General features: G+C 43.2%; 18 protein-coding genes. 9 read left to right on the top strand and 9 right to left on the bottom strand.

Going from position 1 to position 17,735, the window contains the following annotated elements; all coding sequences use genetic code 11:
* Positions 1–31: 31 nt before the first annotated feature.
* Genes CDG60_RS10815 through CDG60_RS10800 form a run of 4 tightly spaced genes read left to right on the top strand, consistent with a single transcriptional unit; the run spans position 32 to position 3,772 of the window.
* The gene (locus CDG60_RS10815) at positions 32–535 is read left to right on the top strand and encodes a low molecular weight protein-tyrosine-phosphatase (RefSeq protein WP_087512379.1); all 504 of its coding nucleotides are present in this window, start codon (positions 32–34) and stop codon (positions 533–535) included.
* Between the two features lie 15 nt (positions 536–550).
* The gene (gene murB / locus CDG60_RS10810) at positions 551–1,597 is read left to right on the top strand and encodes a UDP-N-acetylmuramate dehydrogenase (RefSeq protein ID WP_087512378.1); all 1,047 of its coding nucleotides are present in this window, start codon (positions 551–553) and stop codon (positions 1,595–1,597) included.
* Between the two features lie 3 nt (positions 1,598–1,600).
* Positions 1,601–2,728, top strand: a complete 1,128-nt coding sequence (locus CDG60_RS10805; RefSeq protein WP_087512415.1) for a YdcF family protein — start codon at positions 1,601–1,603, stop codon at positions 2,726–2,728.
* The gene (locus CDG60_RS10800) at positions 2,729–3,772 is read left to right on the top strand and encodes an alpha/beta hydrolase (RefSeq protein ID WP_087512377.1); all 1,044 of its coding nucleotides are present in this window, start codon (positions 2,729–2,731) and stop codon (positions 3,770–3,772) included.
* 71 nt (positions 3,773–3,843) lie between these two features.
* On the opposite strand, the gene gloB is transcribed toward CDG60_RS10800, so the two are convergent.
* Complete coding sequence (gloB, locus tag CDG60_RS10795; protein WP_087512376.1) at positions 3,844–4,575, bottom strand: hydroxyacylglutathione hydrolase; 732 nt, start codon at positions 4,573–4,575, stop codon at positions 3,844–3,846.
* 129 nt (positions 4,576–4,704) lie between these two features.
* Positions 4,705–5,940, bottom strand: a complete 1,236-nt coding sequence (locus tag CDG60_RS10790; RefSeq protein WP_087512375.1) for a pyridoxal phosphate-dependent aminotransferase — start codon at positions 5,938–5,940, stop codon at positions 4,705–4,707.
* A 150-nt stretch (positions 5,941–6,090) separates the two neighbouring features.
* Between CDG60_RS10790 and msrB the strand changes: the two genes are divergently transcribed.
* Genes msrB through CDG60_RS10775 form a run of 3 tightly spaced genes read left to right on the top strand, consistent with a single transcriptional unit; the run spans position 6,091 to position 7,486 of the window.
* Entirely contained in the window at positions 6,091–6,510 is a 420-nt protein-coding gene (gene msrB, locus CDG60_RS10785) for a peptide-methionine (R)-S-oxide reductase MsrB (RefSeq protein WP_087512374.1), read from the top strand.
* Positions 6,507–6,989: a glutathione peroxidase gene (locus tag CDG60_RS10780; RefSeq protein WP_087512373.1), complete on the top strand. Its 483-nt coding sequence runs from the start codon at positions 6,507–6,509 to the stop codon at positions 6,987–6,989. Before msrB ends, CDG60_RS10780 begins: the two co-directional genes overlap by 4 nt.
* Positions 6,990–7,048: 59 nt before the next feature.
* Positions 7,049–7,486 carry a hypothetical protein gene (locus CDG60_RS10775; protein WP_087512372.1) on the top strand — a complete coding sequence of 146 codons (438 nt, stop codon included), beginning with the start codon at positions 7,049–7,051 and terminating at the stop codon, positions 7,484–7,486.
* Between the two features lie 81 nt (positions 7,487–7,567).
* Here CDG60_RS10775 and dapC read toward each other — a convergent pair whose 3' ends face one another.
* From dapC to CDG60_RS10750, 5 genes are all read right to left on the bottom strand, one after another.
* On the bottom strand, positions 7,568–8,737 hold the full coding sequence (gene dapC, locus CDG60_RS10770; RefSeq protein ID WP_087512414.1) for a succinyldiaminopimelate transaminase: 1,170 nt from the start codon (positions 8,735–8,737) through the stop codon (positions 7,568–7,570).
* 25 nt (positions 8,738–8,762) lie between these two features.
* The gene (gene glnD / locus CDG60_RS10765; RefSeq protein WP_087512371.1) at positions 8,763–11,429 is read right to left on the bottom strand and encodes a [protein-PII] uridylyltransferase; all 2,667 of its coding nucleotides are present in this window, start codon (positions 11,427–11,429) and stop codon (positions 8,763–8,765) included.
* Between the two features lie 28 nt (positions 11,430–11,457).
* On the bottom strand, positions 11,458–12,672 hold the full coding sequence (purT, locus tag CDG60_RS10760; protein ID WP_171405451.1) for a formate-dependent phosphoribosylglycinamide formyltransferase: 1,215 nt from the start codon (positions 12,670–12,672) through the stop codon (positions 11,458–11,460).
* Positions 12,673–13,013: 341 nt separating this feature from the next.
* Positions 13,014–13,355 (bottom strand): L-valine transporter subunit YgaH, encoded by a 342-nt coding sequence (gene ygaH, locus CDG60_RS10755; protein WP_087512369.1) that lies wholly within the window; start codon positions 13,353–13,355, stop codon positions 13,014–13,016.
* 1 nt (position 13,356) lies between these two features.
* Positions 13,357–14,097: an AzlC family ABC transporter permease gene (locus tag CDG60_RS10750; RefSeq protein WP_087512368.1), complete on the bottom strand. Its 741-nt coding sequence runs from the start codon at positions 14,095–14,097 to the stop codon at positions 13,357–13,359.
* A gap of 103 nt (positions 14,098–14,200) precedes the next feature.
* On the opposite strand from CDG60_RS10750, the gene CDG60_RS10745 reads away from it, so the two are divergent.
* Positions 14,201–14,683: a hypothetical protein gene (locus CDG60_RS10745; RefSeq protein WP_087512367.1), complete on the top strand. Its 483-nt coding sequence runs from the start codon at positions 14,201–14,203 to the stop codon at positions 14,681–14,683.
* A gap of 490 nt (positions 14,684–15,173) precedes the next feature.
* Here the strand turns inward: CDG60_RS10745 and CDG60_RS10740 are convergent, their stop codons facing one another.
* Entirely contained in the window at positions 15,174–15,878 is a 705-nt protein-coding gene (locus tag CDG60_RS10740) for a Crp/Fnr family transcriptional regulator (protein ID WP_087512366.1), read from the bottom strand.
* A gap of 115 nt (positions 15,879–15,993) precedes the next feature.
* On the opposite strand from CDG60_RS10740, the gene CDG60_RS10735 reads away from it, so the two are divergent.
* Positions 15,994–16,536: an Mpo1 family 2-hydroxy fatty acid dioxygenase gene (locus CDG60_RS10735; protein ID WP_087512365.1), complete on the top strand. Its 543-nt coding sequence runs from the start codon at positions 15,994–15,996 to the stop codon at positions 16,534–16,536.
* Positions 16,537–16,611: 75 nt separating this feature from the next.
* Here CDG60_RS10735 and ychF read toward each other — a convergent pair whose 3' ends face one another.
* Complete coding sequence (gene ychF / locus CDG60_RS10730; RefSeq protein ID WP_087512364.1) at positions 16,612–17,703, bottom strand: redox-regulated ATPase YchF; 1,092 nt, start codon at positions 17,701–17,703, stop codon at positions 16,612–16,614.
* Positions 17,704–17,735: the final 32 nt, after the last annotated feature.

Genomic DNA, 17,735 nt, shown 5'->3' with positions numbered 1-17,735 from the left:
ACCTGAAAATAAACCAGCTTTGAGGTTGTTTATGCCATCCGATGCGCCGTACAGGGTTTTGTGTGTATGTCTCGGAAATATTTGCCGTTCACCAACGGCTGAGGTTGTACTCAGACACTTTTGCAATGAAAGTGGGCTGAATATTGAAATAGATTCAGCGGGAACGAGTAATTATCACCCTGGTAAAGCACCAGATTTACGCAGTCAGGAACATGCTTTAAAGCGTGGCTATCATCTGGCTGATCTGCGTGCAAGACAGTTGACAGTGGATGACTTCATTGATTTTGATCTGATTCTCGCTATGGATTATAACAATCTGGAAAATATTCAGACTTTAAAAAACCAGGCGCAGCATCATTTTTCACACCAGGTTCTGGCGGAAATTGCCTTAATGAGTGAGCATGACCGTGATTATCCTGAACAGGAACTGCCTGATCCGTATTATGGCGGTGCAGAGGGTTTTGAACGGGTGCTGGATCAGTGTGAATCAAGTAGTCGTGCCTGGGTCGGTATATTTAAAAGCAGAAATGATTAACAGGATTGCACTGACATGAATATAGAAACAGATGTTCAGTTAAAAGCGTTTAATACACTGAGCCTGAATGCGGTTGCAGCCCATTACGTAGAAGTAAGCCATACTGAAGATTTACTTCAGGCACTGGCGTTTGCTCATCAGAAAAATCTGAATGTACTGATTCTGTCAGGTGGCAGTAATATGCTGTTGCCTGAAAGAATTGAAGCGCTGGTGGTGCATATGAGTATTGCCGGTATAGAACAGTTATCAGAAAGTCCTGAGACGGTCACGCTGAAAATAGGTGCTGGTGAAAACTGGCATGACTTTGTGCTTTGGACGACAGAACATCATTTATTTGGATTGCAGAATCTTGCTCTGATTCCTGGGCGTGTCGGTGCTTCACCTGTACAGAATATCGGTGCTTATGGTGTTGAAGCGGGTGAATTCATTGAATCTGTACAGGTTTATGACCGACAGCTGAAAGCATTCAGCTCAATTCTGGCTAAAGACTGCAGTTTTTCTTATAGACACAGTATTTTCAAGGATGAACCTGAGCGGTATATCATTACCCATGTTACGTTTAAATTATTGAAACAGCCGCAGTTGAAATTAAACTATGGGGACTTAAAACAGGCGGTCGGTGATGATCTTACGGCTGAAAATTTGCAGGAACAGGTGATTAAAATCCGTCAGAGTAAATTGCCTGATCCTGCGGAGTTTCCAAATGCAGGCAGTTTCTTTAAAAACCCTGTTGTTTCAGCGAGTGTTTTTGACCAGATTGCTGCAAATTTTCCGGGTTTGCCCCATTATCCTCAGCCCAATGCGCAGATTAAAATGGCAGCCGGATGGTTGATTGATCAGTCAGGATGGAAAGGCAGGCAGCTCGGTAAAGTAGGTATGTTTGAAAAGCAGGCACTGGTTCTTGTAAATTATGAGGATGTTGGGCTTTCAGATGTCAAGGCAACTTATCATGCTGTTCAGTCCGCTGTGCATCAGAAATTTGGTGTTATGCTTGAACCTGAGCCGGTGCTGTTCAATGCGCTGGGAGTGATTGTGCCACATGAGACATTTGAGCGGATATAAATGATGAAAAAGACCCATTTGATGATCAGACTGGTACAGATAGCCGCAGTGCTGTTTGTCCTGTCTGGCTGTCTGATGGTTTTTATTTATACCCCTTTTTATTCGCAGCTGGCAGTAAAGGCACTGAATACCTTTGTCCCTGTTGAGGTCAATGAAGTTGCAGCCAAGAGTCAGAAAACCGCAGCATTAAGTGATCAGGAGAATCTGGAACCTGGCTCAGACTTGTGGATTGCACGTCAGGCTTATCTGAAAGTCATTGAAGATGAAATTCAGGGGGACAACCCTCAGGATCTGACGCTGATTCAGGCTCGATATAAAGCCTTACAGGCAATCATTCAACAGCAGCTGTCAGATGAAAAAAATAAGGAAGAAAAGCCACAGATTCCATTGGTGTCCAGTGAATCTGCTTCAGAGGCTGTTGTCGAGCAGCCAGGACAGGCGGTAAGGGATCTGATGGATCTGGGCAGCAGTGAAAATAAAGTCCTGATGGAGCAGTATCTTAAATTTTTACGTAATCATGAAATTGAAGAAACCGAAGTTGCAGCACAGAGTGTCGATGCAGCGACTTACAAAGATATTCAGATGGTTCAGGGGCAGAACGAGCAGAAAGGCAGTGCTTCAGATGCTTCTTATGCCATTGTTGTCCTGGGCGGTGGTCTGACACTGGATAAAAATGGCAAAGACATTGTGGTAAATAACTACACACGATTACGCCTTGAAAAAACCCTGGAAGTAGAAAAGCAGTATAAGCTTCCGATTGTTCTGAGTGGTGTTGAAGCCCCATATATGCAGAAATGGCTTAAACAGCACAAGGTGGATGCAAAACTGCTTGAAGACAGAAGTATGAACACCTGTGAAAACTCAAGATTCAGCTCATTACTTCTACAGAAAAAAGGTGGAGCACCGACGGTTCTGCTGATTACAGACCGTTATCATATGCCACGAACCCGTCGTTTGTTTGCATTGAATGGAATAGAAACGACACCTGTGGAAGCACCTATGCCGACAACATTAACAAAATGGCAACCTGCGGAACAGAATTATGATCATAGCCGCCGTGCAAATTATGAAGTCCTGGCGACCATACGAGATGTATTGCTGGGTTCCAGCGACTGTCGGGAGGTACCTTAATTGTCTGATATCCCGTTTTTAAATCCTGCTGTACTTAAACAGCTGAACTTACCTGTACCCAGCAGGGATACAACGCCACAGTTACTTGAGGTTCTGGATCTGAATCAAAAGTATGAACCGACTGTAGAAATCCAGGCATACAGAAAACTGTACGGTTTACATCTGCTTGAGTGTCTGCACTGGCAGGGTTATGTCCAGATGCCTTTATTTAAGCTGCATGTTCAGGTGTTTACACCTGATTTCAGCCAGACTGAAAACCAGAAAAGTAAGGGAACTGTTTTTTTACTGCATGGATATCTTGAACACAGTGGTATTTATCAGCCGATTATCCGGGAAATCCTGGAGCAGGGTTTCAGTGTTCTGACTTATGACCTGCCTGGGCATGGACTCAGTGATGGCTCACCTGCAAATATTAAAGACTTTGATCATTATCAGCAGGTGTTACATGCGGTTTATCAGCATGTGGAAAAGGCATCGCAGTTACCTAAACCCTGGCTGGGGATAGGTCAAAGTACAGGGGGTGCAATATGGATGCATCATTTACTTGAGTTTGCAGAAAAGCGTGAAAATCCTTATGTAGACAGAGTATTACTGCTTTCACCATTAATCAGACCGGCAAAGTCAGCATGGTGGCACAATTCTGTCGGCCTGGGCATTATCAGAAGAATTAAAAGTCAGGTACCAAGACATTTTAAGCGTAATAACCATAACCCTGAATTTTTACGTTTTGTCCGTTTAAAAGATCCACTTCAACCCCGAATGATGGGAATGGACTGGATTCTGGCAATGTCCAGATGGATGCAGGAAATGGAAAACAGACAGTCATGCCGTATACCTGTATGGCTTGCTCAGGGGGCGCTGGATCAGACTGTGGACTGGCGTTACAACATTGAATTTATCCGCAGGAAATTCAGGTTGCAGACCTTGTTAATGCTCGAAGAAGGTTCACATCAGCTGATTAATGAACGTGCTGATATACGGGCTGCTTTAACTGGACTGATTCCTGCATTTCTTCATGCACAGCGTTCTGGTGATTATTACTGAAATTGTTGTTTGAGCGATGGCATAAAAAACCCGATTCAGATTGAATAGGGTTTTTCTATATTCAGTATATTTTAAAAATTATCTTTTAATTCGCGCAGTTTCTGAAACTCATCTGCACTTTCAACTCTCAGGAATGGGTTGGTTTCAAGTTCAGCTTCGATGGTGCTTGGCAGTGTACATAGTCCAAGCAGTCTTTGATTTTCTACATGGGAAAACCGTTTCTGAATTTCTTTATTGTCCGGTTCGACATGCAGTGCAAATCTGGCATTGGATAAAGTGTATTCATGCGTACAGTAGACCTGAGTTCGGGGAGGTAAAGCTGCCAGTCGGTTCAGGGAGTGATACATCTGCTCGAACGTACCTTCAAACACTCTGCCACAACCCATTGCAAATAAAGTATCACCGCAGAACAGTAGATCAAGCTCATCAATAAAATAGACGATATGACCAAGCGTATGTCCAGGCACAGCTAAAATTTCAATGTTCAGCCCCTGGAAACTGAAAGTGGAATGATCCATCAAAGGATGGCTGATAAACGGTATTTTACTGAGTTCATCCCGTGGACCATAAATAGCGATATTTTTTTGCTGAATCAGCTCAGGAACGCCCCCGGTATGGTCTTTATGCCAGTGGGTAATCCAGATCTGACTGAGTTCCAGTCCATGTTCGGTACAGTATGCTTCAACCAGTCCAGATTCAGTCGGGTCTACAGCAATGACCTGGCGTGAAGGGGTATGTTCGAGTAGCCATATGTAATTTTGAAGCTGATTTTTAACATCAATCATGTGAACTTTAAATGACATTGGCAATACTCCTGAAATAAATTCCTTGATGGATCAGCTTAACCTGGATGTGATGCAAGTGGTATAAGGTTTTAACCCTGAAAAGAAAAAGCCGTGAATAATTCACGGCTTTTGGTATGAAAGGCTGACTTAACGCAGTTTTGCCAGAAATCTGCTCAAACGGGTCAGGGCTTCCCGTAATTCATTTTCTGCTGGCAGGAATACAACGCGGAAGTGATCCGGTGTTGGCCAGTTAAATCCAGTACCCTGTACCAGTAATACTTTTTCTGCACGCAGGAAATCGAGCATCAGCTTTTCATCATCCTGAACAGGATAGATTTCTGGATCAAGACGAGGGAAGCAGTACATTGCCCCTTCAGGTTTGACACAGCTGACGCCAGGGATATCATTCAGCATTTCCCACGCAATATTTCTTTGCTCATACAGACGACCGCCAGGACGGATCAGATCGTTGATGGACTGATATCCACCCAGTGCTGTCTGAATGGCATACTGAGCCTGATGGTTGGCACACAGACGCATGGAAGCCAGCATGTTCAGACCTTCAATATAATCCTGCGCACGGGACTTGTCGCCGGTAATGGCCATCCAGCCTGAGCGGTATCCTGCAATACGGTATGCTTTGGACAGACCATTGAAGGAAATACATAACTGATCACCTGCAAGCGCAGCGACAGAAACATGCTCAATACCGTCATAAACGATTTTGTCGTAAATCTCATCGGCGAACAGGATCAGGTCGTATTTTTTCGCTAAAGCAACAATCTGCTCCAGGACATGACGTGGGTAAACCGCACCTGTCGGGTTGTTTGGATTGATAACCACAATACCGCGGGTACTTGGAGTGATTTTACTCTCCATATCTGCAATATCAGGATACCAGAAGTTTTCTTCGTCACATTTATAGTGAATGGCTGTACCGCCTGACAGATTGACGGCAGCTGTCCATAACGGATAGTCTGGCATAGGCACCAGCATTTCATCGCCATCATCCAACAGCCCCTGCATCGCCATAACGATCAGTTCTGAAACACCGTTACCGACATAGACATCATTGACATGCAGATCCAGGATGCCTTTTTGCTGATAATACTGGCAGATTGCCTTACGTGCAGGGAAAATACCTTTTGAATCTGTATAACCGACGGCATTCGGCAGGTTTAAAGCAACATCATTAATGATTTCCTGAGGTGCTTCAAAGCCAAACGGGGCGGGGTTACCGATATTCAGTTTAATAATCTTATGTCCGGCCTCTTCCATTTCATTGGCCGCTTGTAACACAGGTCCGCGAATGTCGTAGCATACATGCTCGAGCTTGGAAGATTTTTTAATTTCGCGTGGCTTGGTGTTACTTAATGTGGACATAGCTCCATCCGGTTTTTGTCAGTGAAAAAAATAATTACGCAAATAGCACAATCCATCTTTAAATATCGCTGGAAATTTAGAGCACTCCAGCGTAAATATGGATGTACTGAAGCATGACATTGAATGTCAAAGATTTAAAGGAGTTTAGTGATGGGAAAACTCAATAAAACGGAACGTGAATGGCAAAGAGAGTTATCACCAGATGAGTTTCGCATTACGCGTCAGAAGGGGACGGAGCCTGCTTTTACAGGTAAATACTGGAATACTAAACAGGAGGGGGTTTATGTATGCCGCTGTTGTGGCACGCCTTTATTTTCTTCGGAGACGAAGTATGACAGTGGGAGTGGCTGGCCCAGCTTTTTCAGACCGGTAAACAGCAGTGCGGTTGAAGAAAGCCAGGACAGCTCACATGGTATGGTCAGAACAGAAATTATTTGTCATCATTGCGATGCCCATCTTGGACATGTTTTCCATGATGGACCACAGCCGACGGGACTGCGTTATTGTGTCAACTCGGCATCATTAGAATTACAAACACAAGAAAAAAATGATGAGGAAACGTATCCATGACGAGCATTTATCAGTTTGAGGCTGAATTGTTGGATGGAAAAAATAAATCTTTTGCCGATTATGAAGGTAAAGTTTTATTGATAGTCAATACGGCGAGCAAGTGTGGTTTTACGCCGCAGTATGCAGGACTGGAGAAGCTGTATGAGCAGTACAAAGATCAGGGCTTTCTGGTATTAGGCTTTCCATGTGATCAGTTCGGTGGTCAGGAACCAGGTTCCAGTGAACAGATCGGTGCATTCTGTCAGAAAAACTATGGTGTGGATTTTCCGATGTTTGCCAAAGTGGATGTTAAAGGAGCAGAAGCACATGCACTGTTTCGCTATCTGACCAATAATTCTAAAGGTGTACTCGGCAATGGCATTAAGTGGAACTTTACCAAGTTTCTGATTGGGCGTGATGGTAAAGTGATTGATCGATTTGCACCAACAACAAAGCCTGAGTCAATCGAGAGTGAGATTCAGAAAGCTTTGCAGGCTTAACTGATTCAGGCAGTTTATGCTTAAGCTGCCTGAAAACCCATGATGAATGGATTCTGATAATGAAAAATAAAATAGTATCTGCTTCATTCATGACACTGGTCTGTACTGCGGCGCAGGCTTCACCTCATGAATACAATAAATTATTGAAATCAATCAAAACCAAACAGCCGGAATACAGTTTAAAAAAGCAGGATTACACGGTTGATCCCATGCTGCTGAACAGAGAATATTATGTCGGTTGGGTGGTACGTCCAGCCTATAATCTGACACCAGCAGAAATGTCTCAGGCAATTTCACCTGTACGGGTTAGAATGACGGTCATTGCAGCCAAAGGAATTATTGCTGAAACAGAAATAATCAAAGGTTCTGGTCAGCCGAAGATTGATGAAAAAATAAAAAAGGCACTCCTGCTGGCGAAGCTTGAACCGATTCCACGTGCAGACAGATATCTGACCTACCCACTGGTATATGATCTGGATATCAGAAATGCAGAATAATGACGGGACTTTCAGTAGATATAAAGTGTGATAAAAAAGCCATTTTATACAGTCGATAAAATGGCTCCTGATGCTGTTTTCTCAGAGAATATTTTTCAGTCGCTGAACAACCTGTTCACACTGTGCGATATCAGCAACTAAAGCCATGCGGACATGATTTTCACCAGGATTGCCCTGTGATGTTTCTCTGGACAGGTAACGACCAGGCAGAACTTTAATATGCGCCTGTTCCATCAGCCTTTTTGCAAATGTTTCATCGTTATCAACCTTAAGCCAGTAATAAAAACCTGCATCAGGTTTCTGTAATGGTAATAACGAGCCAAGTTCCTGCTGGAAAAGGTCAAATTTAGCACGGTAAAGTCTTCTGTTTTCTTCAACATGCGACTCATCATTCCAGGCGGCGATGGAAGCCAGCTGATGCTGAACAGGCATTGCAGCGCCATGATAAGTACGGTATTTCAGATAAGGTTTCATCAGTGCTGCATCGCCAGCGACGAAGCCAGAGCGCATACCCGGTAAGTTGGAGCGCTTCGACAGTGAATGGAACACCACACAGTTTTTATAGTCGTTACGACCCATTTCAGCACAGACTTCCAGTAAGCCGACTGGAGCCTGATCAAACCAGAGTTCCGAATAACATTCGTCTGAAGCAATGACAAAATTATACTGATCTGAAAGAGCAATCAGTTTTTTAAACTGTTCTTTGGACAGGACAGCACCTGTTGGGTTGCCGGGGGTGCAGACAAACAGCAGTGCGGTTTTTTCCCAGACTTCGGCAGGAACAGCATCGAAGTCACCCAGATATCCATTTTCTTCAGTGCAGTTAATGAAGTAAGGTTGTGCACCGGAAAGCAGAGTTGCTCCTTCATATATCTGGTAAAAAGGATTTGGCATAACGACATAAGGTGCATCGTCACGATTGACCAGAGCCTGTACAAAAGAAAAAATTGCTTCACGAGTCCCTGATACGGGAAGGACATGATCTTCAGCACTGATACTGTTCAGTTTAAATCGCTGACTTAACCAGTCTGCAATACTCAGTCTGAGTTCAGGCAGACCTTTACTGTTTGGATAGGTGGACAGGTGATGGAAATTGTCAATAATTGCCTGCTTTACAAACTCCGGTGCAGGATGCTTCGGTTCACCTATAGACAGTGGAATCAGCGGTAAATCTGCAGGTTTAACATCCTGAAAAAGTTTGCTCAGCTTTTCAAACGGATAAGGGTGCAATAATGACAAACTGGAGTTCATGTAATCGTTACCGATATATTTAGGGTTAATGTTGTCCACATACCTGACTGGAAGCTTCATCCAGTGCAGATTTCAGCAGTGCTGCAAAAGTTTCAGACTCGGCATCGGTCATCAGGACACCATCTTTTTTGGTGACAAAGAAGATATCTTCTGCCCGTTCGCCCAGAGTTGCAATTTTGGCTGAATGAATATCCAGCCCCTGCATCATAAATAATCCACCGACTTTCGCAAGCAGACCTGGATGGTCAAGTGTTGCAATTTCGACCATATTTTGCTGAAGTGCTTCATTTACAGTGATATCCACTGTATTTTCAATATCAAAATGGCGTAACTGACGTGGAATGCGTCGCTGCATAAGACCTGGGTATTTATCTGAATGGCTCAGAGCATTTACCAGTGCCTCTGTGACAGTTTCTTCACGCTGTGGATCAGTCAGCAGCGTGCCGAAACGGTCCAGTACAACATAAGTGTCCAGGCTGAATGCTTTGACCGCAGTAATAATACGCGCATCCTGGACATCCAGGTTCATGCGGTCAAGAACAGCCACTGTGGTTGCAAACAGGTTTGGCTTGTCCTGAGTGTAAATAAACAGCTGTACCGCATCCTGAGCATACTTGCGGTGTGCCCGCATCATCACCAGGGGGGCAGGGTTATCGCCATGCTGGAGAATGGCTCGGGTATGCCATGCAATTTCGTCCGCAGACTCTTTCAGGAAATATTCATCACCGAGTTCCTGCCAGACTTTTTCTACATCGGCAAGGGAGAAATCATTGACCAAAAGTTCGCTGGCAGAAAATTTAGTATCCTCGATCAGCATCTGATAATCGACAGGACGGCCTAGACCCGAGCGGATCACATCACGGGCATGGGTGTACAGCTGGCGCATGAGCGAAGCACGCCATGTATTCCACAGTTTAGGATTTGTGGCATTGATATCTGCAACTGTCAGTGTATACAGATAATCCAGGTGCTCCATGTCACCCATTTTTTCAGCAAAATCTTTGACGACATCAGGGTCTGAAATATCTTTTTTCTGAGAGGTGACAGACATGCTCAGGTGATTCTGAATCAGCCAGGCAACCAGGTTGCATTCACGTTCAGTAAAACCATGCATCCTGCAGAACTCAATCGCATCTTCCGCACCAAGTTCACTGTGATCTCCACCACGACCTTTTGCAATATCGTGGAAAATAGCAGCCAGATAGACAATATCACGACGTGCTAGACGCTGGAAAACAGAACTGACAACAGGGAAATCTTTTGCAAACTCAGGTTCTTTAAAACGGTTCAGATTTCGGATCAGTAAAAGAGTGTGTGCATCGACGGTATAAATATGGAACAGGTCATACTGCATTAACCCCATGATCTGACCAAAAGCAGGAATATAGTTCCCCAGTACGCCATAACGTTTCATTGCCACCAGTGTGTCATACAGACGGTGTGGCGAGCGGATGATTGCCATGAACATTGCCTGATGCGCAGGATTATTTCTGAAGCTCTGGTTAATACGTTTTGCTGCCAGAGTCAGCAGGCGAAGCGTTCTGGCACGGATACCTTCAATTTCAGGACGGTTTGCCAACAGATAGAACAGTTCAAGAATAGCACTTGGATTTTCAGAAAAAATCTTATGGTGATTGACCGCCAGTTTGCCATCCACCAGTTTGAAATTTTCATTGATTTCTTCAATTTTACGTTCGTAATCAGGCAGGCGTGGCGTAATGACAGATTCATTGAAATAGGCCAGCAGCATTTCATTCAGGGTGGATACCTGTTGTGCCGTCCGATAATAACGCTTCATGAACTGTTCAATTGGATAGTTCGGTGATTTACCTTCTTCTCTCTGATAGCCGAACTTTGCTGCTATTTCACGTTGATAATCGAACAGCAGACGGTTTTCATCACGTTTTGTCAGACGGTGAAGCTCATTACGGATTTCCCAGAGAAAACTTTCTGCTTCTTCGAGCACGCCCAATTCAAACTCAGAAATAAAGCCTAGATGAACCAGGTCATAAATACGGTTTACACGAAAATGCCTTTTTGCAATCCAGCCAATCTGGTTGATATCCCGGATACCTCCAGGTGCATTTTTGATGTCCGGCTCAAGGTTGCTTTCGGTATTATTATGCTGGGCATAGCGACGGGTCTGTTCTTCCATTTTTGCATCATAGAAAGTTCTGTCCGTCCAGGTCTGAGAGACAATACGGCGTGGCCATCGAGCCAGGTGCTGACTGCCGATAATCAGACGTGCTTCAATCAGGGCAGTGGCGACGGTCAGATCATTGGTTGCTTCTTCTACACAGTGACGGATGGTGCGTACACTGATCCCAGGTTTAAAGTTCCCGACATCCCATAAAGAGGAAATAAAAGTTGAGATTAATTTTTCCTGTTCGGCAGTAATTTCATCTTCAGATAAAATCATGATATCAACATCAGAATACGGCAGCATTTCGCGACGACCATATCCACCTACAGCAAAAAGCCCCAGGTCGGTTGTTTCGAGTTCGGCATGCTGCCATAAAAATTTTAATGCTTCATCAATCAGAGCAGAACGGGACTGGATAATTTCACGAATCGGCTGTCCATGCTCATAACTTTCCTGCAGTTGTTGCTCGACATCAGTTCGCCATTGATTGATCGCCTGAATGTCGTGAGTACCTTTCACATAGTTATGTAATGGTGAAGTAATGATCATGAACAGTGGTCCGTATTATTTAAAAGTCTCAGTTCTGGTTCACAGTGACCTGATTCGCTGCCTGTTGTGCAAGTTCACGTGCCTGATCGGTTGTTTCAGCACGAGCTGTTGCGACACCCATACGGCGACGTTTAAACCCTTCGGGTTTACCAAACAGACGTAGATCTGTATCTGGATTTGCTAAAGCAAGATTCAGACCAGAATACGAAAGATTTTCAGCATCTGTACCTGCATAAATAACAGCACTTGCAGCTACACTGTGACGGGCAGTATTAACAGGTAGACCTAAAATAGCCCGGGCATGCAGTTCAAATTCACTCTGGAACTGAGAAGCGAGTGTAACAAGTCCTGTATCATGAGGGCGAGGTGATACCTCACTAAACCATACTTTGTCTGCTTTGACAAACAGTTCGACCCCAAAAATACCGCAGCCACCCAGTGCTGTGGTGACTTTGTTTGCAATCCTTTTTGACTCGTCCAGTGCAGCACTGGTCATTGCCTGTGGCTGCCAGCTTTCAACATAATCACCTGAATCCTGACGGTGCCCGATTGGATCACAGTATGAAGTTTCGATTTCACCGGTTTCAGGATTTTTTGAGCGGACAGTCAGTAATGTGATTTCAAAATCAAAATCAATCTGTGATTCAACGATTACAGTGCCTTGATTCACACGACCGCCCGTTTGAGCATATTCCCATGCAGCATCAACTTCGGCATATTCTTTGACACGCGATTGCCCTTTACCTGAAGATGACATGACAGGTTTTACAAAGTTTGGATAACCGATGTCATCACAAGCAGCACGGAAACTTTCTAAAGTGCTGGCAAAACGATAGGCAGAAGTCGGGAGTCCAAGTTCTTCAGCAGCCAGGCGACGGATACCTTCACGGTTCATGGTCAGATTAACAGCCTTGGCTGAAGGAATGACTGTTGCAATATTCTGTTCTTCAATTTCTGTCAGAACATGAGTGGCAATCGCTTCAATTTCGGGAACAATCAGATTGGGTTTAACTTTTTCGATTAGTGCTTTTAATTCTGTAGGATCTGCCATATTCAAGGCATAAGAGAAATGGGCAACTTGCATGGCAGGTGCATCTTCATAACGGTCTGCTGCGTGAACTTCTACACCAAGTCGCTGTAGTGAAATCACCACTTCTTTACCGAGTTCTCCTGAACCTAACAGTAAAACTTTAAACGCTGAAGACTGTAGGGGAGTACCGATGGTCACGCTCATGAGAATCATCCATGCTTGATTTTATGGGATTTTAAGCATATCAGAACTGAGACAGGTGTTAAGCCTTGTTTCACATAAAATCATCAATTTTGTCAAACAATTGAATAAACCTGTTTTTAATATGTTATTCATTTTTATGTGTTTTATAGCTTGGGCTTTTAGGAGTGATTTTAACCGAAAGCAAAATTATTTTTATTAAACACTCTAAAGAGTACTTTATTGTGAGCACTCTCAGCACTTTAAACTGTGATTTATACAGCCTCAAAACTGACGTGGTTACATTTTAAGGCTGAATCTGCGTGAATTATAAAAATCTGCGCAGATATTTTTGATTCATTTGACTGAATATATCAGATTGGGAAATAGGTATAAACCAGTCCATAAGCCAGTGCAGCTGTTAAGGTCGCAAGAACAATACGTTTAAATTTAAAATACAATCCTGCAAGGACAATAAATCCAACCAGCATGGCAAAGCTTTTATCAGGTGTTTCAATCAAGGGTGGTAGTGTTGCAACAACCAGCATGGAGCTGATAGCTGCAATACCGATACTGCCCAATGCAACTTTAAGCCAGGTTGAACCGCGTGCTTGAGTATTCTGCTGACTTTTCTGAATCACATAAAATGGACCGAAACGGGATGCAAAGTTTGCAATACCCACCAGTATACCCACCGCAATAATATGTAAATCCATCTCAAATACCTGTCTCATCATGCTGTTTTAAAACATAATGTTTAAATAGTCCGGCAAAAATTCCAGAAGTGATGCCTATAAAAATAGCAGCTGACATACTGATAAAGTAACAGGCAAATGCCGATACAATTAAAGATACTGCAACGACGAAAGTATGTTTCTTTTCAAAAGCGGCAAGCAGGAAACTTAAAAACAGTGCGGGTAACAGAAAATCCAGTGCTGCCTGTAAAAACTGAGGAAGCTGTGTGACCTGATCTGCAAACAATCCCCCTAAAAATGAACCCAAAGCCCATGACAGCCAGCTGAACAGACTGAGTCCAAGCATCCATGATTCTGACCATTCCTGACGTCGCTGAGACAGTTTAATCATACCTGATGCAAAAACTTCATCAGTCAGTCCCCATGACCAGATCGCGGTTTTTTTCAGATTTAATTTATCCTGAATCAGGTTCTGCAAGGCAGGACCATAAAGCAGATGGCGGATATCAAGTGCAATCACTGTGAGTGCAGTCATCCATATGGAAGTGCCACTGCCCAGCAGAGCTACGACCAGGAACTGGCTTGCTCCTGCGTACATGGAACAGGATAAAAACAGTGCTTCCCATGCAGTAAATCCAAATTGTGTAGCTGAGACACCAAATGCAAATGAAACAGGGAGATAAGTAAAGATAATAGCCTGGCTGTCTTTAGCACCTTGCCAGAAACCGGCGGGCTGCACAGAGGAAATTTTGTGTTCGGACACAACACACCTTAAGAGGAGAATTGAACAAAGGGTCAAATAAGATTGAGTATTGTACTCGAATTCACTAGCATATTACTCAAATGTTTGTCCAGGTAGCTCACAGATGCTGACGTTTAACTCAAAAAGTGTACTGTTTACATCATTGGTTGGTGTAATTTTACTGTTGCAGGCATGCAGCAAGCCTGCGCAGGAACCTGCGGAACAGGTTGAAATTAAAGCGGCACCTAAGTTAAGCAATGACGCAACAACGTATGCGAATGAAGCATGGAAGTTCATCAATGAGGTGGATGCTGTTGTTTATGCAAAAAAAATCAATGAAATTGATGAAAAAGTGCGTAAACCTGCCCGTAAACTGAGCACCGACTGGCGTATCAATGTCAAAATGACAGACTCTGTGACGGAAGGAAAGTATGCATTATGCCGAAAAGCCCTGACATCACTGGATACTTGGGCACGTGAAACTGTTGAAAATACAGGCTCAGTTGCACACAAACAGGCTGATTATGAGCGTGATAAAGCACAGTGCAAAGATGCAATTGCTAATCCGGCATTGGGCAATACTAAACCGCACACCAATCTTTTTTAATACGTCAAACCGATTTTAGGGATGAGCCACATATAGGAAACCACTGTCTTATATGTGGCTTTTTGGGTTTGAATGAATGATTTACCTGTAAAACAGCCATAATGGATGGCTTTGTTATTGTTAAGAAATATAAATCAATAATAATAAAAAATATCATTATTTGATAAATTGTAGTAAAAATGGCTTATAATTTGATTTATAGTGTGATTAATATTAAATATAGGAGTAATTTTATGCTTTATAAAGTTTCATTATCTATAAGTCTTCTTGGTGCTTTTAGTGCGTCAGCGCTGTACACAGAGTCTGCTGCGAATGTTCAGCCTGTTATTGCTCACAATGAAGTTGCACCATGCACTAATGGCTTTGATGATGTGGATGTGTGTAAGTTAATTTCCTGAAAACTCATGCACCGACAGTGTGCAAAAATATAATGACTGTTTAGCTGTGGTGCATTGAAGTGTATTTAAAGCGTGCATTTTTATGTGATGGTTCAGCTTTTTTCATGATGAGAATGCGCGATCTGATGCAATTCAGCAAAGTTGATAATTTCAATTTTTTTAAAAGCAATTCTGATGATGCCTTTTCTCTCAAGTTGCTGTAATTCCTGATTTATGGTCTGTCTTGAGCACATCAGCATCTGTGCCAGCTGTTCCTGACTGAAATGAATCTCTTTTTGCTCAATCTGAGCATGATTGCCATAACCTTGCAGTATAAATAACAGACGTTGCGCCAGGCGCTGACTGATGGTCTGTGTCTGAATTGAAATCAGCTCAAGAAAAGCATGTCTCAGTTTCTGACTCGTTAATTGTGCGATATGAAACCAGAAGCCTGGGTTTTGCTGTAAAAGTGTCTGAATCGCTGTATCAGACAGATAAAGGATTTCGCATTTCTGAGTGGCTACAGCATTGTGTGAGCGGGGAAGTTTATCCACCAGTGAGATCTCACCAAACCACATAATGGGTTCTACATAGGCTGCAACAGATTCATTGCCCTCTATATCTATATATCCCAGGCGTACAGAGCCTGTGAGTACGGCATAAATCCCATCAAACAGATTACCCATCTGAAAAATAGTCTGATCTTTTTCGTAGTGCTGAATCACTGCATTTTTAAGAATATATTGCTGTAAGTTCAGATCCAGATTTGAAAACCATAGGTTGTTGCTCAGCTGGTCTGTATTGTTCTGACTAAACATAACGCTTTCCGGTGTCTGGCAGGTGGGTAGTCTGAATTGTCGTCTGGCTGACAACTTCACATATTCTTTTTTTGTATATTAAAGCCTACAGTGTAATGTAACAAGGACGATGAAAATGACAAAATTAGAAAAACTGTTAAGCCAGTATGCAGCTTATCATCTTGATCATAAAAATATTTATACACATTTTGTGGGTATTCCCATGATTGTATTTTCAATTATCTGTCTGACCGCCCGGGCTGGTGTCATGGTGTATGGCTTTGAGTTAACACTGGCGCTGCTGTTGATTGTACTGAGTGTGATTTATTATCTGAGTCTGGATCGGATTTTTGGTGTAATCATGCTGGTTCTTTTCTCAGTTGCATATCCGTTTGCTTATAAAATTGCACAATGGGATACCGTTACATGGTTAAGTAGCAGTGTAGGTATTTTTGTTGTGGGGTGGGTGTTCCAGTTTGTGGGCCATTATTATGAAAAGAAAAAACCTGCTTTTGTGGATGATCTGATCGGTCTGGCTATTGGTCCATTATTTGTGCTGGCTGAATTTGTCTTTTTGCTTGGATTCCGTAAAGATATTCAGCAGCGTATGCTGGTGGAAGCACGAAAACAGCGTGCAGAAATGGATCTGAAAACGATGCATACAGCTTCAGGTCAGTAAATACAGTTCATAAGAAATTAAGCCGAATTACAAAAAACAAAGCCCGCAAAAGCGGGCTTTGTTTTTTAAACTGACTTATACGTTAAAACGGAAATGCAGAACATCACCATCCTGAACAACGTATGTTTTACCTTCAAGACGCCATTTTCCAGCTTCTTTAGCGCCATTTTCGCCGTTGTACTGTACAAAGTCGTCGTAAGCAACACATTCAGCACGAATAAATCCTTTTTCAAAGTCTGTGTGAATCACACCAGCCGCCTGAGGTGCAGTCGCGCCAACCTTAACAGTCCATGCACGTACTTCCTGAACACCAGCTGTGAAGTAAGTCTGTAAACCCAGCAGGCTGTAACCGGCACGAATCACGACATTCAGTCCTGGTTCTTCCATGCCTAGTGCTTCAAGAAATTCAGCACGGTCTTCATCTTCAAGCAGAGAAATTTCAGCTTCAATCTGGTTGCACAGTGGAACAACAATGGCATTTTCTTCAGCAGCCAGTTTTTTCACAGCTTCCAGGTGAGGGTTGTTTTCAAAACCATCTTCAGCAACGTTTGCAATATACATGGTTGGTTTTAAAGTCATCAGACCAAAGCCACGGACTGCTTTACGTTCATCGTCGTCCAGGTCAGCAGCGCGGGCAGGTTTACCTTCATCCAGTAAAGGCTGAATTTTTTCCAAGACAGCTTTAGTTGCAATCGCTTCTTTGTCACCGCCTTTTGCAGCTTTAGTCAGACGCAGTAATGCTTTAGCAACAGTATCCAGATCAGCAAGTGCAAGTTCAGTATTGATGGTTGCGATATCATCAAGCGGGTCAATTTTACCATTTACATGAATGACGTTTTCATCTTCAAAGCAACGGACAACGTGTGCAATTGCATCAGTTTCGCGGATGTTTGCAAGAAACTGGTTACCTAAACCTTCACCCTTGGATGCGCCTGCAACCAGACCGGCAATATCCACAAATTCCATTGTGGTCGGAATCACACGCTGTGGTTTAACGATCTCAGTCAGTTTGTCTAAACGTGGATCAGGTACAGGTACAATGCCTGTGTTTGGTTCAATGGTACAGAATGGGAAGTTTTCTGCAGCAATAGCAGCTTTAGTCAATGCATTGAAAAGTGTAGATTTACCAACGTTCGGCAGGCCGACAATACCGCAATTAAAACCCATGAAGTTACTCACACTGAATTATTTGAAAATTG

Origin of the sequence: Acinetobacter chinensis (assembly GCF_002165375.2) — a bacterium.
In the GTDB taxonomy this organism is placed as follows: domain Bacteria; phylum Pseudomonadota; class Gammaproteobacteria; order Pseudomonadales; family Moraxellaceae; genus Acinetobacter; species Acinetobacter chinensis.
Note: the sequence above shows the minus strand (reverse complement) of the source record. Positions and strands in the feature narration are given on the sequence as shown.